This window comes from Oceanobacillus rekensis, from assembly GCF_002153375.1.
In the GTDB taxonomy this organism is placed as follows: domain Bacteria; phylum Bacillota; class Bacilli; order Bacillales; family Amphibacillaceae; genus Oceanobacillus; species Oceanobacillus rekensis.
Genome location: NZ_MTBQ01000006.1, coordinates 221,416 through 246,079, shown reverse-complemented (window position 1 = coordinate 246,079; position 24,664 = coordinate 221,416). Strand labels below are relative to the sequence as shown.

The 24,664-nt window shown below is 36.9% G+C and carries 28 protein-coding genes; 4 read left to right on the top strand and 24 right to left on the bottom strand.

The genetic code is table 11. The features are described 5' to 3' along the window. Nucleotides 1-286: 286 nt before the first annotated feature. The 14 genes from BV906_RS15525 to acpS form a co-directional block, all read right to left on the bottom strand. Nucleotides 287-892, bottom strand: coding sequence for a SpoIIE family protein phosphatase (locus BV906_RS15525; protein WP_087974538.1), 606 nt, complete (start codon nt 890-892; stop codon nt 287-289). Next, nucleotides 889-1,680 carry an RNA polymerase sigma factor SigB gene (gene sigB, locus BV906_RS15520; RefSeq protein ID WP_087974537.1) on the bottom strand — a complete coding sequence of 264 codons (792 nt, stop codon included), beginning with the start codon at nt 1,678-1,680 and terminating at the stop codon, nt 889-891. Before sigB ends, BV906_RS15525 begins: the two co-directional genes overlap by 4 nt. After that, nucleotides 1,652-2,128, bottom strand: coding sequence for an anti-sigma B factor RsbW (gene rsbW, locus BV906_RS15515; RefSeq protein ID WP_087974536.1), 477 nt, complete (start codon nt 2,126-2,128; stop codon nt 1,652-1,654). Before rsbW ends, sigB begins: the two co-directional genes overlap by 29 nt. Further along, entirely contained in the window at nt 2,128-2,460 is a 333-nt protein-coding gene (locus tag BV906_RS15510) for an STAS domain-containing protein (protein ID WP_087974535.1), read from the bottom strand. The genes rsbW and BV906_RS15510 overlap by 1 nt, the downstream gene beginning before the upstream one ends. A gap of 128 nt (nt 2,461-2,588) precedes the next feature. Further along, nucleotides 2,589-3,602, bottom strand: coding sequence for a PP2C family protein-serine/threonine phosphatase (locus BV906_RS15505; RefSeq protein ID WP_087974534.1), 1,014 nt, complete (start codon nt 3,600-3,602; stop codon nt 2,589-2,591). A 91-nt stretch (nt 3,603-3,693) separates the two neighbouring features. Further along, nucleotides 3,694-4,095: an anti-sigma regulatory factor gene (locus tag BV906_RS15500; protein WP_087974533.1), complete on the bottom strand. Its 402-nt coding sequence runs from the start codon at nt 4,093-4,095 to the stop codon at nt 3,694-3,696. Between the two features lie 2 nt (nt 4,096-4,097). Next, a complete protein-coding gene (locus BV906_RS15495) occupies nt 4,098-4,454 on the bottom strand; it encodes an STAS domain-containing protein (RefSeq protein WP_087974532.1) in 357 nt (118 codons plus the stop codon). A 4-nt stretch (nt 4,455-4,458) separates the two neighbouring features. Then, nucleotides 4,459-5,328 (bottom strand): RsbT co-antagonist protein RsbRA, encoded by an 870-nt coding sequence (locus BV906_RS15490; RefSeq protein ID WP_087974531.1) that lies wholly within the window; start codon nt 5,326-5,328, stop codon nt 4,459-4,461. 403 nt (nt 5,329-5,731) lie between these two features. Further along, nucleotides 5,732-6,094, bottom strand: coding sequence for a type II toxin-antitoxin system PemK/MazF family toxin (locus BV906_RS15485; RefSeq protein ID WP_087974530.1), 363 nt, complete (start codon nt 6,092-6,094; stop codon nt 5,732-5,734). Between the two features lie 4 nt (nt 6,095-6,098). Then, the gene (locus tag BV906_RS15480; RefSeq protein WP_087974529.1) at nt 6,099-6,383 is read right to left on the bottom strand and encodes a CopG family ribbon-helix-helix protein; all 285 of its coding nucleotides are present in this window, start codon (nt 6,381-6,383) and stop codon (nt 6,099-6,101) included. A 783-nt stretch (nt 6,384-7,166) separates the two neighbouring features. After that, nucleotides 7,167-8,210 carry a LolA family protein gene (locus BV906_RS15475; protein ID WP_087974528.1) on the bottom strand — a complete coding sequence of 348 codons (1,044 nt, stop codon included), beginning with the start codon at nt 8,208-8,210 and terminating at the stop codon, nt 7,167-7,169. 188 nt (nt 8,211-8,398) lie between these two features. Next, nucleotides 8,399-8,638 carry an NAD(P)H-hydrate dehydratase gene (locus tag BV906_RS20060; protein WP_281254147.1) on the bottom strand — a complete coding sequence of 80 codons (240 nt, stop codon included), beginning with the start codon at nt 8,636-8,638 and terminating at the stop codon, nt 8,399-8,401. Nucleotides 8,639-8,697: 59 nt separating this feature from the next. Then, on the bottom strand, nt 8,698-9,783 hold the full coding sequence (locus BV906_RS15470; RefSeq protein ID WP_281254146.1) for an NAD(P)H-hydrate epimerase: 1,086 nt from the start codon (nt 9,781-9,783) through the stop codon (nt 8,698-8,700). 71 nt (nt 9,784-9,854) lie between these two features. Continuing rightward, on the bottom strand, nt 9,855-10,211 hold the full coding sequence (acpS, locus tag BV906_RS15465) for a holo-ACP synthase (protein ID WP_087974527.1): 357 nt from the start codon (nt 10,209-10,211) through the stop codon (nt 9,855-9,857). Nucleotides 10,212-10,457: 246 nt separating this feature from the next. On the opposite strand from acpS, the gene BV906_RS15460 reads away from it, so the two are divergent. Continuing rightward, the gene (locus BV906_RS15460) at nt 10,458-11,228 is read left to right on the top strand and encodes a rhomboid family intramembrane serine protease (RefSeq protein ID WP_087974526.1); all 771 of its coding nucleotides are present in this window, start codon (nt 10,458-10,460) and stop codon (nt 11,226-11,228) included. Between the two features lie 319 nt (nt 11,229-11,547). Here the strand turns inward: BV906_RS15460 and cshA are convergent, their stop codons facing one another. Further along, complete coding sequence (cshA, locus tag BV906_RS15455) at nt 11,548-13,020, bottom strand: degradosome RNA helicase CshA (RefSeq protein ID WP_087974525.1); 1,473 nt, start codon at nt 13,018-13,020, stop codon at nt 11,548-11,550. 461 nt (nt 13,021-13,481) lie between these two features. Between cshA and BV906_RS15450 the strand changes: the two genes are divergently transcribed. Next, entirely contained in the window at nt 13,482-14,393 is a 912-nt protein-coding gene (locus tag BV906_RS15450) for a DMT family transporter (protein WP_087974524.1), read from the top strand. A gap of 70 nt (nt 14,394-14,463) precedes the next feature. Beyond that, nucleotides 14,464-15,318 carry a DegV family protein gene (locus BV906_RS15445; RefSeq protein WP_087974523.1) on the top strand — a complete coding sequence of 285 codons (855 nt, stop codon included), beginning with the start codon at nt 14,464-14,466 and terminating at the stop codon, nt 15,316-15,318. A gap of 116 nt (nt 15,319-15,434) precedes the next feature. Here the strand turns inward: BV906_RS15445 and BV906_RS15440 are convergent, their stop codons facing one another. The 3 genes from BV906_RS15440 to BV906_RS15430 all read right to left on the bottom strand — a co-directional run bounded on the left by BV906_RS15440 (nt 15,435) and on the right by BV906_RS15430 (nt 17,029). After that, entirely contained in the window at nt 15,435-16,130 is a 696-nt protein-coding gene (locus tag BV906_RS15440) for an alpha/beta hydrolase (RefSeq protein WP_087974522.1), read from the bottom strand. 115 nt (nt 16,131-16,245) lie between these two features. Then, nucleotides 16,246-16,662, bottom strand: coding sequence for a YppG family protein (locus tag BV906_RS15435; RefSeq protein WP_087974521.1), 417 nt, complete (start codon nt 16,660-16,662; stop codon nt 16,246-16,248). A 79-nt stretch (nt 16,663-16,741) separates the two neighbouring features. Further along, nucleotides 16,742-17,029, bottom strand: coding sequence for a glutaredoxin family protein (locus BV906_RS15430; RefSeq protein ID WP_087974520.1), 288 nt, complete (start codon nt 17,027-17,029; stop codon nt 16,742-16,744). Between the two features lie 381 nt (nt 17,030-17,410). On the opposite strand from BV906_RS15430, the gene BV906_RS15425 reads away from it, so the two are divergent. Continuing rightward, nucleotides 17,411-18,979, top strand: coding sequence for a bifunctional metallophosphatase/5'-nucleotidase (locus BV906_RS15425; RefSeq protein ID WP_176330374.1), 1,569 nt, complete (start codon nt 17,411-17,413; stop codon nt 18,977-18,979). Nucleotides 18,980-19,150: 171 nt separating this feature from the next. Here BV906_RS15425 and BV906_RS15420 read toward each other — a convergent pair whose 3' ends face one another. The 6 genes from BV906_RS15420 to BV906_RS15395 all read right to left on the bottom strand — a co-directional run bounded on the left by BV906_RS15420 (nt 19,151) and on the right by BV906_RS15395 (nt 24,650). Then, nucleotides 19,151-19,825, bottom strand: a complete 675-nt coding sequence (locus tag BV906_RS15420; protein ID WP_087974519.1) for a serine/threonine protein kinase — start codon at nt 19,823-19,825, stop codon at nt 19,151-19,153. 318 nt (nt 19,826-20,143) lie between these two features. Beyond that, nucleotides 20,144-21,019 (bottom strand): PepSY domain-containing protein, encoded by an 876-nt coding sequence (locus BV906_RS15415; protein WP_176330373.1) that lies wholly within the window; start codon nt 21,017-21,019, stop codon nt 20,144-20,146. 51 nt (nt 21,020-21,070) lie between these two features. Beyond that, a complete protein-coding gene (locus tag BV906_RS15410) occupies nt 21,071-21,610 on the bottom strand; it encodes a PepSY domain-containing protein (protein ID WP_087974517.1) in 540 nt (179 codons plus the stop codon). A 232-nt stretch (nt 21,611-21,842) separates the two neighbouring features. Continuing rightward, complete coding sequence (locus BV906_RS15405) at nt 21,843-22,514, bottom strand: PepSY domain-containing protein (protein ID WP_087974516.1); 672 nt, start codon at nt 22,512-22,514, stop codon at nt 21,843-21,845. 88 nt (nt 22,515-22,602) lie between these two features. Then, nucleotides 22,603-23,961 (bottom strand): sensor histidine kinase, encoded by a 1,359-nt coding sequence (locus tag BV906_RS15400; protein WP_087974515.1) that lies wholly within the window; start codon nt 23,959-23,961, stop codon nt 22,603-22,605. Further along, nucleotides 23,958-24,650: a response regulator transcription factor gene (locus tag BV906_RS15395; protein WP_087974514.1), complete on the bottom strand. Its 693-nt coding sequence runs from the start codon at nt 24,648-24,650 to the stop codon at nt 23,958-23,960. The genes BV906_RS15400 and BV906_RS15395 overlap by 4 nt, the downstream gene beginning before the upstream one ends. Nucleotides 24,651-24,664 lie beyond the last annotated feature (14 nt).

The following is a 24,664-nucleotide window of genomic DNA, read 5'->3' as shown; positions in this document are numbered from 1 at the left end:
TTTTACCAAAAATCACGATGAATTCCTAATCAGTTGGAAAACCTATCCGCCCCTAAACAAAGGCTGTTTTCTAAGAGTTTGGAACTGCCCTTAATCGCCCCATCGAAAATTTTTCTTGCTCTTGCCACAAAATCTAAAAACTACGACGTAATCGCTGGTTGTTTTCCCAGTGCGGTCGCCGAAGTTTCTTATTTTGTCTCGTAATTTATCCCAACTGAGAGGGTTAAAAGCAATAATATTTAAGAATATAGCCTAAACAAAAAAAAGACCGACATCCTGTCAGCCATTAAGGTGATTCTGTTTCATATCTCATAGCAATCAATGTTGTATCATCCGCTTTAATTTCATTACTTGTTTGCTCATATGCTTTTGTAATACTATCCACATTTTTGTTTAGAAAAAAGCACTGGGACAATTCTTTATCCAACACCCCATCAGAGAACATAATAAAATTCATATTAGATTCAAGTTTCTCCGTCCTCACCTTAAATGCTCGTTGATATCCAGCTAAATATCCAGCATTTGGAATGCTGCGCTTTTTCACCTTATCATCTGTTATCGACATAATCCCAATATTGCCGATGGAAGAAAAAGAATAGATTTTGTTTTTAAAATTTATTTTTAGAATCCCAATGACAACTCCACGTTTTCCTTGTAGTTGTGAATTACATACTTTAACCAATTGTTCAACCGTTGCTTGATTATTACTTTTAATAATATCGATAACGATTTGGGAAGACTCCTTCGCAAACTCCCCACTACCTAGACCATCTGCAATTGCACATAGAAATTCATCCTCGGTTTCCCTGTAAAAATAGCTGTCCCCACATTGGTAGTTTCCTTTTTTCGGCTTCTGATAAACGGAAACATCTACCTTATTTTCGGAACTCAATCGAAAACCTCCGAACTTTCAGATTGAATTGCTTCGCGAAGTTTTCTTAATGAGCGTCTTTGCAATCTGGAAACATGCATTTGGGAAATGCCGAGCAATTCACCAGTTTCTTTTTGACTCATATTTTTAAAGTACGTACATTCTAAAATCTCTTGTTCGCGTTCAGAGAGAATCGGCAGAATTTTTTCAAGCATCATTTTCTGATCAGTATTCTCATAACCATCCTCATTATTTCCTACTAAATCAAGTAGCGCTACTGTACTACCATCTGAATCAGCCTCAATTTTGCGGTCAACGGATAAAGCTTTATAGCTTTTACCCATCTCCATGGTTTCCAGGATTTCTTCTTCAGTTGAATCCAAATATACAGCAATTTCACTAACAGTCGGCGACTCTTGGTTGCTTGTTGTTAATTCATCCACTGCCTTTTTTATCTTTGGCCCCAATTCTTTTATACGACGAGGTACATGGACACTCCATGTTTTATCACGGATATACCGTTTTATTTCACCAATAATTGTTGGGATTGCAAAGGATTCAAAGGATTTACCAAATGTTGGATCATATCTTCTAACAGCTGCCAATAATCCTATCATTCCTACTTGGACTAAATCTTCATGGATAGCACTATTTTTAGAATACTTCCGGGCTAATGATCCAACCAGATTTTCATAGGTTAGGACAATTTTCTCTTGGGTTTCCTCATCCTTTGGCTCTTTTTGGAGATATTCAATCCATTGGTAAACCTCATCCCCACCTTTATTGTGTGGTTGAGATTTGGTCGCCATCGAAATCCACCTCTTTTTCCCTAACATACTTTGTCATCAGAACGATAACTCCATACTTATTATTGATTTTGACTTCATCCATCAAGGCTTCAATCAGGAATAATCCAAAACCACCTTCTCTAAGCGTCTCGACTGGCTCATCACTTCTATATGGGCCTGTACCGTCCTTTATTTCTGTTAAGTTAAAGCTGCCGCCATGATCTGCAATCATGATTTCAATACGATCTTCATATACACCAAAACCAATCGTGATTTCTCCATCATCTTGTTCAGTGTAGGCATGGTTAACCGCATTTGTGATAGCTTCTGACACTGCAACTTTTAGGTCCTCGATATCTTCATACGAAAACCCTATTCTATTCGCAATACCTGACAGGGTTAAACGGATAACACCTACATACTCAGCCTTTGCTGGGATTTTAATTTCTATAAAATCAAATCTCTCCATTACTCATTTCCACCTCGAATCGCAGCTTTAATATCTATAACATCGTCCAAACCTGTAATTTCGAAAATACGCATGACCCTATCCTGCAAATTGATCAGTGTTAATTTCGACTTTTTTTCCTTCGTGGATTTTAATGCACTGATGAAAACCCCTAAACCAGTGCTGTCCATATAATTAACATTCTCTAGGTTTACTTCTACAGTCTTTCCTTCAACTTTTGTTAACGGAAGTAATGTTTCTTTTAGCTTTGGCGCAGTATATATATCAATTTCTCCTGAGACATTTAGAATGGACTTTTCATTTTCTTCGACTACATTTACTGTTAAATTCATGGTTTACCTCCTCATACAAATGTTTCTTATGTAATACCTGGCTATCACCAAGCAGTCGATACATGATTCAATTTGTATTAATTTCTTCTCTTATACATGATTAATTAAATACCCGTTTTTATATAATGTTAAACATCTTTTCTGAGAACCAATAATGTAAAGTCATCTCGCAACTGAAAATCCTGTAACTTTTCAAAATGTTTGTATACACCTTCTACCATTTGCTGTGCAGGTAGATCAGCATACTGTTTAATAATATCAAGTACTTCCCTACTATCAATAAAGCGGTCGCCATCTCTGCACTCGGTGACTCCATCAGTCAGTAAAATAATCATATCATTTTTATTAATGGGCAGTTCATATTGTGCATATTCCGTATCAGGTGAAACGCCCAACACAAGACCTTTTGTCTCAATTTCTTCAAAAGTATCTGATTGCGCATGATAATAATATCCGGGTTCATGTCCAGCTGAAGATAAATAGAGTTTACTTTCTTTTGGCTTATAGTGTGCATAACACATCGTGATAAACATACTAGGATCCACGTTTCTTTCTACAACCCTGTTCAGATTCTTTAAAATAGATTTCGGACTCATCGATTCTTCTGGATAACTGTCCATGGCATACTTGATCATAGACATACATAGTGCAGCAGGTATTCCCTTACCGACCACATCTGCTATTGCAATGCCAAGTGAACCATCCTTCCCTTTTATAAAATGATGATAATCACCATTCATCTGATGTGCAGGGACACTGATGATACCTATATCCAAACCCTCAATCGTCGGCTTCGTTGTACCTAGGAGAGTTTTCTGCATACTAGCAGCAACGGATATCTCTGATTTAAGCACATGCTTTTCTTCTTTTAACAGTGGAATTTCCTGCATAGCAAGTCCATAAAAAATCATTGCTTCAAGTAAAAAATTCATAGAATGTTTATAATCTGCTTTCAGGTTGGGGTTGATTTCACCCATTGCCTGTATATGAAGATTTATTATTTCTTCTGGTAAAATCTCATTTTTAATAAATGATTTACTAACCTTTTCCACTCCGTATAGTGCCTGCTCATCCTGTGATTCTAAATAATGCTTTAATAATTCTTTATAATTTGCAGCACTGTTATCTATAACTTCTTCCATTCAGATCCCCCCCAGGGAATTAATTGACAGGATATTTTCCTATAGAAAGAGCGTTTGTTAGCATCAACGATACACTTTTCTTCTCTTTTTATTAACGAATCCATTTTACTGTTTTAATTCTAGTACCTTTTTCAATTTCCGAAACAATATCGAATTCATCCATAAGCCTTTTGACACCCGGAAGTCCTGCTCCTAGGCCTCCAGATGTCGTATATCCATCTTCCATTACTTTGCTAATATCAGAAATCCCCGGCCCTGTATCAACAGCTGTCATACACAAACCTTGACGTTCTCTCTTGTCGATAACCTCAAAGCAGATTTGGCCTTTATCGGCATATAAGTATATATTACGCGCTAATTCAGATACCGCTGTAGCAATTCTAGCCTGATCTACCGTGCCAAAGCCAAGTTTCTTGGCCATCTCACGTCCTAGCTGCCTTGCTCCAACTATATCCCACTCTTTATTAATATTTACACAGGACTGTGGTTCCATGCTTATACCCCCAATTCCTGGTGCAGCTTTACTAGGCCTTGTTCAAGGTCTAAAGCTGTGGGTACATTTTGCAAATGTATACCTAAGTCGATTAAAGTCATTGCGACTGCAGGTTGAATACCAGTTAAAACTACTTTTGCCCCCATTAAATCTGACATTGATACTACGTCACCTAAAACCTTGGCAATAAACGAATCAATAATCTCGACAGATGTTAAGTCTATAACGACACCGGACGATCCACTTTTATGAATTTTATCCAATAAGTCCTCTTGAAATTGTATAGCGGTTTGATCATCTATTTCCGTTTGAATGGAGATAAGTAAATAATTATGCAATTTGAGAATTGGAATTCGCATCGTCTCACTCCCCTTGTAATGAATCCATAATATGTTCAATGTTATTTCGTTTTACGTCTATATCTACTACGCGGCGTCCGGTAATTTCAAGAGCTTTTGTAAATCCCTTTTTTAAAGTGCTTTTAGTTGGGAAGTTACTCAAATCAATTCCTAGGTTAATAATTGTTTGTGCAATTTCTGGACGGATTCCAACTAAGATACATGTGGAACCTATTAACCTTACAGCCTCTGCCGCCTGAATAATATGATGGGCAACCATTGTATCAACCACTGGCACCCCTGTAATATCAATCAATACAACCTCAGAATTATGCTTCATGGCTCCTTCTAATAAATTTTCCATAATCAGCTTTGCTCGATCTGTATCAATCGTTCCAATAAGCGGCATAATCGTTATATTTTCCATTACTGGGATAAGTGGTGCGGACAGTTCCTGTAGTGCTACTCGTTGAAGGGATAAAATATGTTCCCAGCTTCCAGAGTATTCATTGACCAGTTCGCGAATAAGCGGCTCTACCCAATTATCAACACTTGTAAATACATTAGAGAAATAGTCGGAATCCACTTTTTCAGATTGTCCCAATAAGTATTCTGTTGAGACTCTTCTGAAAACCTGTAATCCATCTGTAATATAACTTAACGGCCAACCCAGATTAATAATTTTTTCAGAGAATTCTTCAACAGCCTTTGTAGAACCCTGATTACGTATACTTGTAAATATTACGTTAACAAATTCACGGTTTGTACTTTCATATAATTCATCGGAAATTGTCACCGTATAATTCCCAGACTTCAGCGAGGCAATTTCATCCATCCATTTTTGTACAATTGAATCACTATTATTAATTATTAACTGTTTGAATCTAGAATCCATTCCTTTACCCCCAATGGTTTTTATTGCGAATATTTAATTCTGTATATAAGATAGGCGTGAACATGAACGTTATTATGGTATAAACCTCTATTAGATATTGTAACATACAAATAATCTACCAAAAAGCATTACAACGCCCCCCTTAAATGGGTAGAGCGGTCTTGAAATAATATAAACGCTTAAAATTCTTAATATCTTTATTCGTTTGCTTTTCTTATCATTTTATTGGTAAAAGAATAATTTTTTACTATCTCATAGTACGTACAGCTATGTATTTTTTTACTATCTCATAGTACGTACAGCTATGTATTTTTGTATATTTTAAATACGCTATTATATCTACCCTATTATTAATCTCTTTAAACCACAAAAAATACCCATGCTCATCTGAGAAGGGTATTCATCAATTACCACCGTATACATCTTTAAGTCCAAGGCTTATTTCCAAAGCTTGATTAATTTTATCCATCATTTCTTTATCTAATTTTGTTATCTTATCCGTTAGGCGTTGCTTATCCAATGTTCTAATCTGTTCAAGCAGAATTACAGAATTCCTGTCAAACCCATAACGCTTTGCATCGATTTCCACATGGGTAGGCAATTTAGCCTTTTGGATCTGGGCAGTTATTGCTGCAACGATAACCGTCGGACTAAACCGATTACCAATATCATTTTGTAGGATCAATACCGGGCGCACGCCGCCTTGTTCTGACCCAACTACAGGGGATAAGTCAGCAAAATATACCTCGCCTCTTTGAACGATCAAATTATTACACCCCGATCACAGAGCGCTCTAAGGTGTTGTCAGCCTCCTCTTCAGCTTGAAAAGCCTCTGAAGCAATCGTTAAATTAATACGCCCCATTTCTTCATATCCACGTTGCATCGTTTCTTGAAATCGTTGGATATGCTCCTCTTTCTTATGGTTTAGGTAGCTTTCTGTTGCTTTGCATATAAAATCGCTTAAATCGCTATTTTCATATTTCATTAACCCATCCACCTCATTCAGTAGGTTTTTTGGTAACTTAACCAAGATTTCTTGTAAGCTCTCTGACAAAACCATGCACCTCCAACAACTGTTAACGAACGATATAATATTCTACTTAATAATAGCATTGAATTAGGTTGTTTGCAAAGGGGTTCTGGCGATTTCGTAAAAAAAACCATGTTTTTGTCGTTTAATATTGATTATTTGTGGTAAACAATACTATTTGCGGTTAATTTAACTACCATAGAAAGTTTATGGGTTATTAATTAGGCGCTACTGTAAAATATATGCAATTAATCGGATTTAATGCATGATACTTTTAAAAATGGCTATTTACCAAAAGGTGTAGACTGCCGTTACTTTTCCCACCGAACAGATTTGGGACTCCGCACTGCTCGCCCCAACAAAAAGATTCGATGCTATTTCCACAAAATATATAAACCGCAACAAAATTGTGGTTGTTTTATAAGTATGTGCTTTTTCCACCGTCCGGTATTGTTCTGGGCGGATGCTTTCCACGGGCACGGCCCAGAACGATACCGGACTAGTGAAGCTATATAATTAATTTTATTGTTTTTACGAATACAAAGAACTTGCAGCGACCTTTTAACCAGCTTATGGAAATACACGGAGACTGATATGGGAAGAGAGGCATAGGTGAGACACTGAAATGTGTCAGCATGAAGAGGTTCAACAGCCGCCTTAGGATGCGCGCAGTGTATTTCCCAGAGCGGTCACGTAGTTGCTGCTTATCCTGCGTCGCATCATTCTCAACTGTGGAGGTTAAAAAAACAATACTTACAAATAAAAAACAGGCCCTTTCAATGAGGGCCTGTCGGATATTAATTTTGTTTATTTTGTGGTTTGGCCTTGAACGGATTGTGCGACTTGGATCATTTCTTCTCTCGTCAGCTCTTCACTTGCTAACGTAAAATCAGTACCATTGTAGTTCCACTCAATCGTGTTATCTGAAAGTGCTGCAATGGTATTGCCTAGATTGACGATTTCACCACGAACTTCCTGTGGAGATGATAAAACGGGTGCGGTATGGTTTTTTTCTTCAATTAATGTGAAATTCTTATCTCCTTCAAATGTCAAAATTACTCTACTACCATTCTCAAGCTCTACTTCCTTTTTTTCCGATACCTCGGCTCCAGCTGTAAATAAAGGATATAGCACAGTTAAATCTTCCTTTGTTTCGGAATCTTCTTGAACCTGTGCAGATGCTTCTTCTTCTTCTTCAGCAGCATCACCCTGCGTCATATTCTTTTCCATCGAAAAGTCATCCTCATTAAAAGAGGGATCCATTTCAAAACTAGAAAACTTAACTTCTACCAATGCATTTTCGTCTTTATCCAAGACATTTACCATTACAGGAGTGTACGTATCTTTATCAAAATAAACCTCCTGGGATGGTAGGTTATTATTACTTTGATAATTGGTTTTTGTTTTAAATACATAATGGTTTTCATTCGATTCAAATACAGCTTCTGTATCCTTTAATATATCACTGATAAGCGATTGATACAGATATGGCTGACTGCTATTTTCTGGCCATTCCGTTTGAAATTTGAAACTCTTATCGAGTGCAGGCGTTAGGACAAAAACACCATCATCATTTTTAAGAATAACCTGACTTTCTTTTTCATCTAGACTATTTTCCAATGACACCCGGTAAAAATCTTCCTGCTTGTACCATATTTCAATATTAAACTTCTGTTCTTCCTGCCCGGTATTCATGGACATTTCCGCTTTGGCTTTATAGCCTGTCATTTCTTCTTTATTATCTTCCAATTTAGCAATAACATCTTCCTGCGTCTTTTCGCCACAAGCTGCCAGCACCAGTATCAATAAGGCTAAAATAAAAGCCATGCGATAAGAATACGTTTTTTTCATATACATATCTCCCTTGTCTCAATTAACAAAGGGAACATCATCACACGCAATTTTTTGGAGAAAATGTACGATACACATTTGGAATACCATCAATTACATCTGTTGCCAGTAAATCATAGAATGAGTGCTCATGCTCCACCTGCAGATCCGCTGATTTCCCATGAATAAAACAGGCATTGCAAACAGCCTCAGGAAATACGTTGATCCTGCATGATCATAGCAAGCGTAATACCTGTTAGCACATCACCACTACCACCTTTGGCAAGACCAGGATTTCCGCTTGTTTCTACAGCTTGATTTCCATATGGCGAGGAAATGATTGTATTTTTTCCTTTGAATACAACATATACCTCGTACTTCCTTGCGAATTCAAGTATAAAATGAAATGGTGCTGACAAGAGCTCTGCAATGGAAATATCCAAAAGCATTGCCATTTCTCCAGGATGCGGGGTTATTATTGTCGGGTCTGTTCTTGCTTTTAAAGCATTTAGATTTTTTTCAAATGATATAATCCATCTGCATCAATAATAATCGGACAATGGGCTTTTTGGATGATACTCCTAACTAATTCAGCAGTTTCTTCCTTTCTCCCCATACCAACTCCGAAGGCAATTGCATCATACGTTTCCATTTTTAATGTAGGATTTTTTGTTAAATAACCATCCTTTTCATCAAGCTTCAGATACATTGCTTCCGGACAAGATGTGGCAATCATAGTGATAACTTTATCAATTGTCCCTACGGTGATCAGCCCTGCACCAGATTTCACAGCAGCCCTTGATGCCATCGAGATTGTACCAGGCATTTCAGCATTTCCCCCGATAATCAATCCTCTTCCATGATTACCTTTATGAGCGTTTATACTTCGAAGTGGTAACGTCTTTCGAAACTCTCTTTCGGTCCACAATTGACATTCCGCATATTTTTGAAATACTGGACGCGGAAAGCCAATCTCCAGTACCTCCCACTTCCCGTAATAGGCTGCAGTTTTCTCCAAAAACGCACTTTGCTTTGCAGCTCCTATTATAAACGTATAATCCGCCACGATGGAGGTAAAGGGTGTAGCCTCCTCATCTGCAGGCAACCCTGATGGGATATCTACCGAAATAACACAAACATCTGATTGATTAATAATTGCTACAATCTCAAGAATTGGTTTCCGTAAATCCCCTTTCACACCAATACCAAGCATTGCATCAATCACGATATCTGATTGATCCACGATTTCACGTATCGTGGACCATTGTATTTCTGAAATCGCCCTACCATCACAATTAATAAATAATTGTTTGTGATAAAGGGCATCCCCTTTAATTTTCTCATCTGACACAACCTGAATTACTTGGACTTGATACCCTTTCTCCACCAATGTTCTTGCAATAACAAATCCGTCGCCACCATTGATTCCCGACCCAACAAAGATACTAATTCGATTCTTTGCGCCCACAACCTGTATCACTTTATCACTGACTGCTCTACCCGCATTCTCCATCAGCAACTTGCCATCCATTCCTATCTCATGCATTGTGTAATGATCGATATCGTACATCTCTTTTGCGGTGACAATATACATTTCGTTCCCTCCTACCCGCACTAAAATATATGAGACAACCAGGCCATTTATGCAATCTTAGGAAAAGTCCACTAGTTTTCCAGTACAACCTGGGCTGCTGCATAATCCCTACTATGTGTAATGGAAACAAATATGTGGGATTGTTCATAACCTTTCGCATTTAGAAAGGGTGCACCATTCGCTCTATTCAGCACTTCAATATCTTGAAAGCTAAGCCTCCCGATTCCAGTACCAACTGCTTTAGCAAATGCCTCCTTAGCCGCAAACCTCCCTGCGATATATTCGATCCTCCGTTTATAAGTGGGAAGCTGTTCACATGCTTGCATTTCACTTGCTGTCAAAATACGTTTGGCAAACCTTTTATTTCGATCCATACTATCCTGAATTCTGCTCAATTCAATTAAATCCATCCCAATTCCTTTTATCATTTGCGTTAACCCTTCATTCTTACCTGATTTTTATTTGGACCTAATATTGGTCATATTGATTAATATTACGTATTATAATTATAGAGGTTGTTCAAAAAGTCCGGTAAAATGACACATCGATGTTTCTAGTTGGTTTTCTTTTTATCCTCTTTTTTGAACATACACTTATAGTAACCTAACTGACTAAGATGTTCAAAAGTCACATATAGAAGCTAAAACTATATTTTGTACAGGGGGTACCCTTCCATGTTTATACGTAATGAGACAAGTATTAAAGAATTTATGCGTGTTTATCCAATCGTGTCTACATTAGTTGTCATTAATCTCTTGCTATGGCTATTAATCAATTTTATTGGACTGCCGATCGGAAGGGAGTTCTATCAATGGGGAGTTGGAAGCAATTACATGATTGCAATGGGGGATTATCATCGACTTGTAACACCTATTTTTCTCCATGGTGATTTGATGCATGTCCTATTTAATTCCTTTTCTCTTGTATTGTTTGGTCCCGCACTTGAACAAATGCTCGGAAAATATAAATTTCTGGTTGCATATTTTGGTGCGGGTATTATTGGAAACATAGCAACCTATTATCTGGGTCCGATAAATTACCTGCACCTTGGGGCTTCAGGAGCCATATTTGGTTTATTTGGGATCTACGCCTTTATGGTTTCCTTTCGAAAAAACCTGATGGACCATGGTAGCTCGCAAATTGTCATGACTATTTTAATTATTTCCTTAGTAATGACTTTCATGAGAAGCGGGATCAATGTTTATGCACATTTATTCGGGTTCATTGGTGGCTTTGTAATCGCGCCGCTAATTCTATCTAACGTACAACCCTACTCCCCATGGAGAAACACTAGAAGGAGCCGACGCTGGGATGATGATGATTCGATTCAATTTGACCCAAACCGTTGGAATAAAAAAAGACGCATCCCAAAAGCAATCAAAAAAAACATATTCTGGATTATATTAGGTGTATTGGTTATATTCGGTTTGCTAGGCAGACTGTAGTAAAAAACACATATAAAAAGGCTCCTGGGTTTCAGGAGCCTTTTTATATGTGTTTAGTTAAACCGGAACATTCGGCTAGCTACGGCTACTAGAAGCTACCGGCATATGCAATTGACCCTTCAAGCGCAAAATTCATGCGCTTTTCGGTCACTTGCTTATGCGTCCGCTTCTGAACAGTCGCCTCCGCTTTTTGTTTCGGCTAGCTGCGGCTACTAGAAGCTACCGGCATATGCAATTGACCCTTCAAGCGCAAAATTCATGCGCTTTTCGGTCACTTGCTTATGCGTTCGCTTCTGAACAGTCGCCTCCGCTTTTTGTTTTATTGATCGCGATTTCTACGTTGGAAATTACCTTTACGGTTTCTTCCACCTTGGTTACGTCCACCTTGACCACCACTACGCTGGCCATAAACGCGTTTATTGTTCGAACGACGATTATTATCTTTAGAACCAGAACCTTGTGCTTTCTTCATACTAATTGGTGCAACAGAAGATATTCTGACAGGTGTGTCTCTACGTTCTTTTGTCAGCATACTTAAAGCTGCTGCAATAACCGTAATGGAATCATTGTCTTCCAATAAGTGTTTTGCTGTTTCCTGATATGGTTGCAAATCTTTATTACTGATTGTTTTTACAATTTTATCCATCGTTACTTGTTGCTGACCTCTTTGTGCATCTTGATTAGTTGGTGGTACTAATCGTTTCATTTTGCTCTTTGTTGTTTTTTCAATTAAATGCAAATGCGCAATTTCGCGAGGGGTAACAAAGGAAATTGCTTCCCCTGTACGTCCAGCTCTTCCTGTACGTCCAATTCGATGCACATAACTTTCCGGATCCTGTGGAATATCGAAATTATACACATGTGTAACACCAGAAATATCAAGACCACGTGCTGCAACATCTGTTGCTACAAGTACATCTACACGGCCACTTTTGAATTTATTCAGAACAGACATACGTTTACCCTGTGTCAGATCTCCATGAATTCCTTCTGCGCGATATCCTCTTGCTTGTAATCCTTCAGTTACTTCATCTACACGTTTTTTCGTTCTGCTAAATACGATTGCCAAATCAGGTGAATTGATATCCATATGATTATTTAGCGTATCGAACTTGTACTTTTCAGGAATTTCAACAAAATATTGATCAATATTTTCTACCGTCATTTCTTTCGCTTTTACTTTAACTTCTTTCGGTGTTTTCATCAATGTAGTAGCGATGTTACGTATTTCTTTAGGCATTGTTGCCGAGAAAAGCAATGTTTGACGTTCGGTTGGGATACCTTTAAGAATATCACGAATATCATCAATGAATCCCATGTTTAACATTTCATCTGCTTCATCCAATACAGCCGTTTGAACAGCATCAATTCGGATTGTTTTTCTGCGCATATGATCCAAAAGTCTTCCTGGAGTAGCAACCACAATCTGTGGACCATCCTTCAATGCACGAATTTGACGATCCATCGGTGATCCACCATAAATTGATAATGCTCGAACACCTGTAAATTTCGCTAAGCGATTTATTTCTTCAGCAACTTGAATTGCAAGTTCTCTTGTCGGAGCTACAACTAAGCCTTGGATTTTCTTCATTTTTGAATCTATCTTGTTAATCATCGGAATACCGAATGCTGCTGTTTTACCTGTTCCTGTTTGTGCTTGTCCAATAACATCGTTACCTTCCATTGCTAACGGAATTGTCTCTGCTTGGATTGGTGTTGCTTCCTCAAACCCCATTTTTTCTAATGCTTTCATAATTGGGGCTGAAACACCCAGTTCGTTAAATTTAGTCACTTAATAGTCGACTCCTTTTTTTGTGAAAATTTATTCGCAAAAGAGGCCCTAAGTTTTTCTTATACTTTATTCTTTAAATAAATTCCCGCCTGAACATGCAGATAAAACCTTCTGAATTTACAATTTCCGCCTAGATAACGGAACTGTTATGCACTGATAATTATTTTTGTTTTAGATATATCAGCTATTTAAAAGGGAATATAAGACTTGATCTCGTATCATTATATTTTATTCATATTAAAGTACAAAAAAGGCTTCACCTTCAAGTGGTAAGAGGCCTCGATACTAATGCTTTACTTATCATACCACAACTATTGTATTTATATCTACTAAAGGGCTTATGTTTTTTTCTGTTCCCATGATAAGATTAATGATATTATTGATTCTTAACCTTTACGAGTCATGATCACTACTCTATATTTCGACAAAGGTCAAACAAAAATGAGCAAAGGATGTTTATCATGCGCCTTCCTCCATTTAATCCATATGCAGCAGTTGTAATTGGTGTGCTTGCTGTCTCATCTTCGGCAATCTTAGTAAAACTTGCAGATGGTGCCCCTTCTGCCATCATTGCTAACTACAGATTATTATTTGCTGTGTTGATTATGTTTCCCATTATTTTATTAAAATACAGACATGAATTTCGATTGATTTCAAAAAAGAACTGGGTATTATCCATTATTGCTGGAGTTTTCTTAAGCTTGCATTTTATTCTTTGGTTTGAGTCCTTAAACTACACATCTGTTGCAAGCTCAGTCGTTTTAGTGACCATGCAGCCGATTTTCGCCTTCATTGGCACGTATATGCTTTTTCAGGAAAAGTTTTCTTATGGGACAGTCATTAGTATGGTTATTGCATTATTCGGCAGCATTATCATTGGCATAGGTGATTTTCAATTAGGTGGAATGGCATTATTCGGGGATATATTGGCATTGCTCGGAGCTATAGCAGTCACAGTCTACTTTCTATCCGGACAAAGTGCTAGAAAGCATTTATCCTTAATGACCTATACATTCATCGTTTACAGTGTAAGTTCTATTACATTAATCATTTATAACCTGATATTGCAGAATTCATTTTTCGGATATCCTGCAGTCCATTGGTGGGTTTTCCTTATCCTAGCAATTGTCCCGACCTTTTTCGGTCACACCTTATTTAATTGGGCATTGAAATGGTTAAGTACATCCACCATCTCAATGGGAATCGTTTTTGAACCGATTGGTGCAAGTATACTCGCATACTTTATTCTTAATGAGTCTCCTACATGGTCACAACTGTTGGGTGGCACCATCGTTATATTTGGTTTATTCTTATTTATTATGAGCACCTCAAGAAAGACAAAGGTCACGATATCTAGAAAAGGTCTAAAATAGCTTCATATTCGTATTATGATTTGATAAGTGCTGATATAATGAAATAATTAACGGTAAGGCAGGTGAAAGCATGAGAATTCAACTAATGACCGACGGGGGAGCAGATATTCCTAAACGTTTAAATGATAATTTGAATATAAAAGTAGTTCCACTTTACTTACATTTCAGTGACGGAGAATATAGAAGCGGTGTTACATTAGATTTGGAAGGCTATCACCAAAAAGTGAGAGAACTGAAAGAATTACCACGTTCCGCCGCACCAAGCCCGAATGACTTTTATGATGCATATAAAGAAGTAGATCCAAGTATACCTATTATAATGCTCAGTCTCTCAAAGGAGCTAAGCAGTACATATGATAATGCAGTTATCGGAAAAACAATGCTTCTCGAGGAAGAGCCGGAGCGCAAGATTGAAGTAATTAATACGAAAACCGCTTCTTGTGGGATAGCTCTTTTATTGCATGAAGCAAGTATTAAACTGGACGAAAACTATTCCTTTGAAGGTCTTGTTAAACATCTACGTGATTCTGTGGAACAGACCGCGACATTGTTTGTATTAAAAACACTTGATAATCTCGTTCTTGGTGGACGCCTTGATAAGGTGAAAGGTAAAATCGCCAAGACATTGAACATCAAAGTATTAATGCATGGTAATGAAGATGGAGCGATTGAAGTCACGGAAAAAATACGTGGCGAGAAAAAATCCATCAGACGGTTTATCGATCAAATCGGTGAGTATACAAAAAATGCTGAAGAAAAAATTATCTCTATGACACATTGCAATGATGCAGAACGGGCCAAACAAATTCTATCTGATATTCGGAGCAAATATTTATTTAAAGATAGCTACCTTACAGATACTGGCCCACTGATTTCTACATATGGTGGAGAAGGCGCATTAGTAATAGCCTTTTTTAAGGATTAGTTAACTTAGTTGTCATCAAGCTTTTAAGTAACAACATCAGTTACACTTATGCAGCAGGGAAAAAATTATTAACCAGCAAAAAAATAACAGCCTGCCCCCTATATAGGAGCAGGCTGTTATTCTGTTTTACAGACAAGAAAGTCATATACCATACCATTTAGTGTATCTTTATCATCACCCAGGCAAATAAGGTGTCTCGATTTATCAAAAAACACAATTTCCTTTTGCTCCGAGTGAATTTCCTTATCCAAATAGTAGGCTGTTTTATATGGGACCATACCATCCAGATGACCTTGCGCAATTAATACTGGTGATTCGATTTTATCCAAGTAACTCCGTGTAAACCTGACTAATTTCATAAATTCAAAATTTGCACGGAATGGCACGGCACCAAGCTTTTTTTTATAATGACCATATAATTTATTATCCTTGAGTGTTCCTCGAATACCATCACCAATAACATTTGCGATATCTAATCCGATTTGTTTGAAGTTTAAATATTTGCCTGATGTTGCTAGTAAAACCAGCTTATCAATTTTATACTTTGCTGCCAGATAAGCTGCAATCATTCCCCCCATGGAAAATCCGATTACATAGACCTCTTCATATTCCTTTTGAAGCTTTTTCAGCTCATTCTCTGCTGCCTGAATCCATTTTTTATAGGAGACATTTTCCAATTGGAGTTCTTTCCCATGCCCCGGTAATGTCGGTACTTCAATATGCCAATCCGTACTTTCCTTCAAAAACTTAGCCAGAGGAGCCACTTCATAAGGTCCGCCTGTATATCCGTGTATAACTAAACATGCTATCATTTAAAATTCTCCTCTTTTTCTGCTACCTCTCCCATCTATAGCATCTTCCTTCGTCCTTCATTCTATTACCAATCGCTTCACATTTCATTTCCTATTTTTACAGAAATAAGCAACTTTATCTAAAGTTCTTAATTAGTGAACTAAATTGTTTTACAATGGGGGATACTTGATGATAGGTATTTGCTAATTGTCCAACAGTCGATAAGACTTTGTCAAAATCAATCTGTCCATTTCCATTATTAAAATAGGATGTGGGACCGCCAGCAGGGCCGCTTGCATTTTCTCCTGTGAATCCTTCAGATGCTCCTCCAATATTTCCGGTGTTCGCCTTCAACGGATCCGCGTCCATTTGTGATTCATACAACCACTGAACAGGCATTTCAGGTTTCGCAAACAGTTCATATGGTGTTTGGTAAGATTCCGGTACATTCCAGTTTTCATTTGGGTAGTGTGATGTGTGATTTTGGCTAGGATTGAAGTTATAATTAACTGGTGGGTAATCTTGTGGTTGAATATAAGATCGATATCGCATTTCTACACACCTCTTTATCGATTTCCTGTTTATAATAGAATATGCATTTTGAATTAATGTGTGTAGCTACAAATATATATTATTTCTTAAATCCTTCAAATAGAGAACTATAATGTGATTTAAAATCATCCATACCTAATGCATATTTGATTTTGTTTTTTTGGTAACCAAGAATTACTGCTTGATTATCAATGTAAGTTGCTGGCGTACCATAAATGTCTAGCGCTTGAAGTTCTTTCATATGTTGATTTTTTTCCGATACATTCTTTATTTTATAAGAAATATCATAGTCGTTCATTAATTTAATGACCTTATTACATTGGACACTGTTGTCACTTACATAAATGGTTACCTTTGAATTACGCATGCATTATTCCTCCCGCTGACTATACTCCTACAGTGTTTATATAATTGTTGATACCCGATGCATTATATCTTTAAACGCAAATTTGTAAAAAATATTACAATTATATTACAAAATCCCGGCATCATCGGTTTTTGTAAATTTTATATTAACTTTATCTATTTTCTAGTTAGAAATATAAATTACCGATTAGTCATTCTATTTACAAATTTAATACCGGTATTTATAAATGGCAACCAATTCATTCTTATGTACGATAGTATTTTTTAATTCATTGGAAAATTGTGTAATAGGTTGAGAAAATATTTATTAAAGCGTACGATATTCCTAGACAAACTTCACTTTTTGATTGAACATTCCACCTCCGAGAAAGGATGCATTCGATTGCAAAAAACAAAACTCACTCTACTTTATACAAGCGATATTCATGGTAATGCACTGCCTATTCTATATGGAACAAATGAACAGGCAGATATCGGATTAGCAAAATATGCATCCATCGTAAAAGAAGTAAGACAACATACGGAAAACCTGATTGTCATTGACAATGGAGATTTAATTCAGGGGACCCCTTTAATGACGCATTATGTAAAGGAATATAGTGATAAAGAGAATCCGATGATTGGAATTATGAATCGAATTGGAATTGATGCCGGAGTAATTGGTAATCACGAGTTTAACTTTGGAGAGAAAATCCTCTCTGATGCAATTAAACAGTCTGACTTTCCATGGCTTTCTGCAAATATCCTGGATATAACGACGAATAAACCTAAGTTTGGCCAACCCTATATAATAAAGGAACTTTCTAACGGTGTCAAAGCAGCAATTGTGGGAGTCACAACACAATACATACCTAATTGGGAATCTCCCGAACATATTAAGGGGATTGCGTTTGCTGATGCTTTTTCCACACTAAATAAGTGGGTTCAACACGTTCGCGAAGTTGAAAGACCTGATATTTTAATTGTTTCCTATCATGGGGGCTTTGAACGGAATATCGAATCAGGGGAACCAACAGAGGCACTGACTGGTGAGAATCAAGCCTATCAAATGTGCCAGAATATCGAAGGAATTGATATATTGCTAACAGGACATCAACATCGCAGATTAACTAATGTAGTTAATAATGTACTCATCCTGCAACCTGGAAATAATGGTCAAGCCTATGGAAACGTTGAACTTGAATTGCAAAGAGATAACGATACATGGAATATTATAAATAAAACAGGCAGCATCCATGATTTGGCAAAGACAGAAGCAGATCAAGAAATATTAGAATATATGAAAGACATCGAAGAATCAACACAGCAGTGGCTTGACGAGCCGATAGGCAGGATTGATGGTGACATGGTGATTGATGACCCTTTTAAGGCGAGAGTCAGCAAACATCCATTTATCCAGTTCATACAGAATGTGCAGATGGATGCTAGTGGAACAGATATTTCTGTTACCTCGCTTTTAAACAATACTTCTACTGGCTTTAAATCTGTCGTGACAATGAGGGATATTGTGTCTAATTATATGTATCCCAACACGCTCGTGGTACTTGAATTGAATGGGGAAGATATTAAAGCAGCACTGGAAAAAAGTGCGGAGTATTTCACAGTTATTGATCATCAAATAGCTGTCAATCCCGCTTACATCATTCCAAAACCACAGCATTACCATTATGATATGTGGGAAGGCATCGACTATAGGATTAAAGCATCCAAACCTCTGGGTTCAAGGGTTTCTAATATTATGTATCACGGAGAGCCTCTTGACCTGAAGCAATCCTATCAAGTTGTCCTGAATAATTACCGTGCATCAGGTGGTGGGAACTTTCAAATGTTCAAAGATAAACCTGTAATAAAAGAAATCCAACAAGATACAGTCGAACTAATCAGAGCATATTTTGAAAAGAATCAAACGGTGGACCCCATTGTTAACAAAAACTTTACGGTGGTAGTATAACAAGTATATATCCATCCACATAGCAAATCCCCTATAAAAATTTATAGGGGATTTGTGTTAAAAACAATTTGTTATATTTTGTTTTTCTACGGCTTTTATAATTTAATTTCTATTGGTTCTAATTTTCTTCAACTCATGTACGAATGCTTTGATGTAAAGGAACTTGTTCTCCTATTTTTTATAAAGAATTTTCAAAACCATTTTTATAAACTCATCAAAGGAAGAAAAATACTTATTCCGCTGGTTATACCACTTTCGAGTCGTTTCTACTAACCAAAATGGAACAGAACTCCCATCTATTAAATGATAGTATTCTTCATATCCTTTTTTTAGATGCTCCCACCGAAAATCATTACCTGGCAGCACGTATTCAGAAACATCCAGTATTTTTGCTCTTCCATTTTGCAGTAAAATATTTTTTAAATGGATATCACGTGGATTAAGCCCCTTATTGCGAACATATTCTCTTGCATCCTCCACATCATTTATTACCTGCTCTGGAATATGAATTCCTTGTAGAATACAGTCAAAGAGAGTTTTCCCCTCCTCGTAACTTAAAACAAGGTATTCGTCATATGAAGCAAAACATGTTGAAAAGAATGGTGAATCACCTAATATACGATAAACATCTGCTTCTATTTTTACTTTAGCTACTTTGTCCTTAGCATATTTTTTAAACGCGTAGGCCGGAGCGCAAAGAGATCCGAAAACAGCCGCATCTGTCCCTACACCTATACACTTTAAATCATCAGTATCACCACTTATGGTTACGGGTTCGTTATCTGGATTTGAAAAAACATTAATTTTGGAAAGAGAATTAGCAGCTATGTTCCAGTCACTTTCCATATAATTTCTCCCTTCATTAAAGTTCTAAGAAAAATACATGATCACTACTTCATTTTAGGATTCCTATCAAATTCCTTCATGCAACTGATCTGCTAAGTTTAGCGTTAAATGCTTTTTGGCACAATTCCAATATTAACTTTAACACAAATTTCAATATTCCTTTATACAATTTACTTTATATTAAAATTGCGATTTTGTAACCATAATAAAAATACACACGCTATTTTCAATGTGAAATAACATGTGTATTGAAATTGAGAAGTTATTTGATTGCTAGCACCCCTGTGGCAAACCCGTTAATGATGGATAGCTTGATTTTTAATCATCATCGTCTTCTGTATCGATTTCAATTACTAAAACCGCACCTGTATATGCGTCAATTTCAATTTCTGCTTCTTTATTGCCATTTTCTATTTCCACTTCATAAATGAAGCGGCCATCATCATCATCAAGCTCAATCTCTTCTACATTTCCAGAAAACTGTCCAAGTGCAATACTTTTTGCCTTATTTTCTCCAATAAAAGCCTTTTTGACCGATTTTCCCGACTTTGCTGCTACCACTTTATTATCGGTAATTTTTTCTTTCGGTGGTTCGACAGTATTTACTTTTGTCTCTGCTTTGGCTGGTTTTTTATTGGAATTTAACTCCTGGGATTCTTTGTTACTTACCATAACATCTGAAGTATTCTCAATCTCTACCTTCTCCACAGTCTGTTGAGATTTCTTTTCGGATGTCTTTTCACTTTTAGAGATATCACCTTGTTTACTGTCATCGTTTTTAACCTTATCCTCTGCAGCAGGCTTCGTGATGGGTTTTGGTTTTTCATTAAATTTCAACTCAGCTGCTTTCTGTTTCGTAGCATCTTTTTCTACATTCTTTTCTTCTTTTACATTTATAGGCTTTTTTAACTCCGGTTTTTCAGAGAGATTTAATACTTCTCCAGTATTACCATCCATCGCTAGTTCATATTCTTTACCTTCTATATCAATCTCCACTTCATAAATTGGATTCTTTGCTTCTTTATCCAATTCAAGTTCTGTTATTTCCCCTGGATACTGTTTCTCTAACTGGGACCTAATATCTTCTTGTGATAAATTTGGGCCAGCCTGAACAGTACCCGATTGAGAAAATCCAAGGCCTAAAATAGCTGCTGCAATAACTACGCCAATTACCGTTGCAAACTTACTTTTCATTTTAAACCTCCACATAAATTATGTTCCATGTAGACTATTTTGTTATTTAACTCAATCATCATCGTCTTCTGTATCGATTTCCATTTCCAGTATGTCACCTGAAACAGCATCGATTTCGAACTCTGCTTCTTTATTACCGTTTTTAATTTCAATTTCATAAACCCATCTGTCATCATCTTCATACAGTTCAAAGTCTGTAACTGTTCCATCAAATTGACCCAATGCAATTTCTCTTGCTTTCTCAACACCAATAGCATCTGAACCTACATAATTAATTTGTGATACATTTTTGTCCTCGTCATCAAAATCTTCATGTTGTTTTTCCTTTAGTACTTCACCGGTATTACCGTCTAACTTTAGATCGTATTCAACTCCATCACCTTGTACTTCCACTTCATAAACAACTTTGTTAAATTCCTTATCGATTTCCATTTCAGTAATTGTTCCCTTGTATTGATCTTGAATTAACTGGCTGATTTCTTCTGTTGATAAAGCAGGATCTGCTGGGGCAGCCTCAGACTGATATACACCAAATCCAAACGCTCCTGCTACTGTTAATGTTCCTAATGCGAAAACTAATTTTTTATTCATATTCATTTCCTCCTTGTTTTCTTGTTACCTTTATCCTATCCACATAGTCTGAAAGCCTCCTGTGATTAAGATTAGAAATTGATGAGAATTACATAAAGTTATTATCATTTAAGGGGAAACGACGTTTTTCAACTCGCAATGAATAAAGTGAACCTTCATTCATTGCGGGTCATACTACCCGTTTTGGCAGAAAAAATGGCTGCCCAGTTTTTTAAAAAGGCAGCCCGAACTATTAATTATCTTCTTCGTCATCTTCTATATCCATTTCCACCAGCAAAATTTCCCCAGTATAGGCATTAATTTCAATTGTTGCTTCGTCTTCCCCGTCTTCAATTTCTACTTCATATACTCGAAGTCCATCATCTTCATCCAGTTCCATTTCAGTGACCGTTCCAGAAAACTCACCAAGCGCTATTTCCTTTGCTCTCGCTTCACTGATTATTGCGTTACCAGAAGATCCCCCGGTATTTGTTTTTTCCTTTTGACTAGATTCTTCTTCGTCGGCATTGTCATCTTGCTTATTGTCCTCTGGTCGCACTTCATCCTCTGTCCCAACCTTTTCTTTCTGTTCTTTCTCATTTTTTTCTTTATTATTTTGAGCGACATTATTAGAAGTTGATTTATCTACTTTTAAATCTAAAACTTCTCCAGTATTTCCATTGAGTTTAATTTGGTATAGATTTCCATCACTGTCCAGCTTCACTTTATAAAAGGCATCATTAGCGTCTTCTTCATATTTTAATTCTGTAATCGTACCTGGTGGATATTGTTTCAGAACCAAATCCCGAATCTCTTTTGATGATAAAGTCGGTTCTGCAGACGAAGCTCCTGTTTGAAAAAAGCCGAATGCTAAGACTGCAACGACACCAACAATAGCTACTGTTACCATTAATTTTTTCTTCACAGCAATTCTCCTTTCTTAATATTTCCATCCTACCTTCAAGAAATGAATTTGGCCTGTGAATAAGATTACATTTTGATGTGATAAGCTTCTATCCGGCAACCGGTAGACGGAGTGTAAATGTTGAGCCCTGTCCCGGTTTACTTGATACGGTTAGCTCACCAGAATGTTCTTCCGTTATTATGTTTGCGATTGCCAAACCAAGACCAGTACCACCTGTATCCCTACTTCTTGCCTTATCTACACGATAGAAACGATCAAAAATCCTTTCCTGTTCTTCTTCAGGAATACCGTCTCCATAATCTCGAACTTGAAAGAATATATCATTATTGATTTTTGAAAGACTTACATTGATTTTATCACTACTATATTTGATAGCATTTTCAATGAGTATATAGATAACCTGTTCCAGTTGATCCCTGTTTCCCTGCACAAGCAGGTCCTCAGCATTTTTCTGAAAATATAATTCACGTGAATATGCCCGTCGAAATGTTGTTATTGTCTCTTCGGAAAGTGTACCTAAATCAACCTGTTTCATCGTTGCAGATTGCTTATTCTTTGCAAGTAAAAGCATCTGTTCCACCAGCTTTTTCATACGATCTGCTTCTGAATCAATTGCTTCAATGGATTCTTTCAAAAGCTCTGGATTCTCATCTCCACGACGCTCGAGAAGCTGGGCATAGCTTTTCACAATTTGGATCGGTGTCTTCAGCTCATGGGAAGCATTGGAAACGAAAATTTCCTGTTTCTCAAAATTATCCCGTAAATAATCAATCATTTCATTGAATGTCTTTTCCATTTCATAAAGTTCATCCCGCGAACGATTTTCCAAGTTGATTTTCTCCCATTTGGCATGTTTCGTATTATCCTTCATCGTATGGATTAACTTTTGGATTGGATTAAGTAGAAACCGACTAAGTACAGCTCCAGCAATTACCACAGGAACCAACATAATTGCACCTGCAATAACAAATACGTAAAACAATGCGTTCATTGTTTCTTCCAGTTGGACAAGATGATCCGAAATCTGTATGGTTACAATCTCTCCTGTATTCCATATGACAGGCTTCGTTATGACCGCAATATCCATTCCATTTTGTCCTGAAACAATCCTATTTGATTCCACTGTTGTATAATCAGCTTCCGGCAATGAACGGTAGTATTCTTCCGCTCTTGCCGGCTCCATAATTTTAGAGCCATCCTCCTGAATAACCCGAATCATTCCATTTGTAGGAAGATATGCTTTCACTAAATCACTGGCTTCTTCATTTGTAATCTCAGGGTTTTCCGCTAACGTTTCTGTAAATGCGTCAGCTTGTAATGTTAACTGATCCAACTCACTATCTGCAGCTGTTTTATAAAATAAAAAATAGATAGACGTATTGACGAGTAAAATCAGGACAAGCATAAACAGACTGGAAAAAAGTTGAATTTTTGTCCTTAATTTCATTTAACCTGATCCTTTATCGTATATCCGACACCTCTAACGGTCTGAATATATGATTCGTCAAAGCCTTTATCAACTTTCTGGCGTAAATAGCGAATATAAACATCAACGACATTGGTATCGCCAAAATAATCAAATCCCCAAACCTGTTCAATTAATTGATCTCTTTTTAAAACAATATTTTTATTTCTTAATAGACATACGAGTAAATCGAATTCGCGCGGTGTCAAGTCAATAGTATTACCATTTCGCTTCACTTCATGGCCATTCAGGTTCACAGATAAATCCCCTACAGTCAACAACTCTCCTGAAGTTTTATTTGCAACAGATTTTCTTAAGTGAACTCGAACGCGTGCAAGTAGTTCTTCAATTTGAAATGGTTTAGTTATATAATCATTTGCACCAAGATCAAGACCACTTACTTTATCATGAACTTCATCCCTTGCCGTCAGCAAAATAATTGGCGTAGCATCATCTGTTCTTCTAATTCTTCGTAGAACTTCCAATCCGCTCAGTTCAGGGATCATAATATCTAATAAAACCAAATCCCAGGCTTGGTCCTTCATTAATTGAAGTGCATCCTTACCATTTGCGGCAATTTCTGTTTTGTAATTTTCATATCCCAGTTCCAATTGAAGAACACGGCTTATTTTCCGCTCATCTTCTACAATCAGTATCTTTTTCTCACTCATTAATACACCAGCTT

Excerpts from the sequence above, each read along its gene's own strand:
- BV906_RS15460 (WP_087974526.1), top strand. The coding sequence starts at position 10,458 with ATGTTTATACGTAATGAGACAAGTATTAAAGAATTTATGCGTGTTTAT.
- BV906_RS15410 (WP_087974517.1), bottom strand. The coding sequence starts at position 21,610 with ATGAATAAAAAATTAGTTTTCGCATTAGGAACATTAACAGTAGCAGGA.
- BV906_RS15495 (WP_087974532.1), bottom strand. The coding sequence starts at position 4,454 with ATGCGAATTCCAATTCTCAAATTGCATAATTATTTACTTATCTCCATT.
- BV906_RS15435 (WP_087974521.1), bottom strand. The coding sequence starts at position 16,662 with ATGCGATATCGATCTTATATTCAACCACAAGATTACCCACCAGTTAAT.
- acpS (WP_087974527.1), bottom strand. The coding sequence starts at position 10,211 with ATGATAAAAGGAATTGGGATGGATTTAATTGAATTGAGCAGAATTCAG.
- BV906_RS15400 (WP_087974515.1), bottom strand. The coding sequence starts at position 23,961 with ATGAAATTAAGGACAAAAATTCAACTTTTTTCCAGTCTGTTTATGCTT.
- BV906_RS15430 (WP_087974520.1), bottom strand. The coding sequence starts at position 17,029 with ATGCGTAATTCAAAGGTAACCATTTATGTAAGTGACAACAGTGTCCAA.
- BV906_RS15440 (WP_087974522.1), bottom strand. The coding sequence starts at position 16,130 with ATGATAGCATGTTTAGTTATACACGGATATACAGGCGGACCTTATGAA.
- BV906_RS15445 (WP_087974523.1), top strand. The coding sequence starts at position 14,464 with ATGAGAATTCAACTAATGACCGACGGGGGAGCAGATATTCCTAAACGT.
- BV906_RS15470 (WP_281254146.1), bottom strand. The coding sequence starts at position 9,783 with ATGTATATTGTCACCGCAAAAGAGATGTACGATATCGATCATTACACA.
- BV906_RS15415 (WP_176330373.1), bottom strand. The coding sequence starts at position 21,019 with ATGAAAAGTAAGTTTGCAACGGTAATTGGCGTAGTTATTGCAGCAGCT.
- rsbW (WP_087974536.1), bottom strand. The coding sequence starts at position 2,128 with ATGGAGAGATTTGATTTTATAGAAATTAAAATCCCAGCAAAGGCTGAG.
- BV906_RS15475 (WP_087974528.1), bottom strand. The coding sequence starts at position 8,210 with ATGAAAAAAACGTATTCTTATCGCATGGCTTTTATTTTAGCCTTATTG.
- BV906_RS15510 (WP_087974535.1), bottom strand. The coding sequence starts at position 2,460 with ATGAATTTAACAGTAAATGTAGTCGAAGAAAATGAAAAGTCCATTCTA.
- BV906_RS15505 (WP_087974534.1), bottom strand. The coding sequence starts at position 3,602 with ATGGAAGAAGTTATAGATAACAGTGCTGCAAATTATAAAGAATTATTA.
- BV906_RS15395 (WP_087974514.1), bottom strand. The coding sequence starts at position 24,650 with ATGAGTGAGAAAAAGATACTGATTGTAGAAGATGAGCGGAAAATAAGC.
- sigB (WP_087974537.1), bottom strand. The coding sequence starts at position 1,680 with ATGGCGACCAAATCTCAACCACACAATAAAGGTGGGGATGAGGTTTAC.
- BV906_RS15490 (WP_087974531.1), bottom strand. The coding sequence starts at position 5,328 with ATGGATTCTAGATTCAAACAGTTAATAATTAATAATAGTGATTCAATT.
- BV906_RS15500 (WP_087974533.1), bottom strand. The coding sequence starts at position 4,095 with ATGGAACCACAGTCCTGTGTAAATATTAATAAAGAGTGGGATATAGTT.
- BV906_RS20060 (WP_281254147.1), bottom strand. The coding sequence starts at position 8,638 with ATGCTTTTGGATATTTCCATTGCAGAGCTCTTGTCAGCACCATTTCAT.
- BV906_RS15420 (WP_087974519.1), bottom strand. The coding sequence starts at position 19,825 with ATGGAAAGTGACTGGAACATAGCTGCTAATTCTCTTTCCAAAATTAAT.
- BV906_RS15450 (WP_087974524.1), top strand. The coding sequence starts at position 13,482 with ATGCGCCTTCCTCCATTTAATCCATATGCAGCAGTTGTAATTGGTGTG.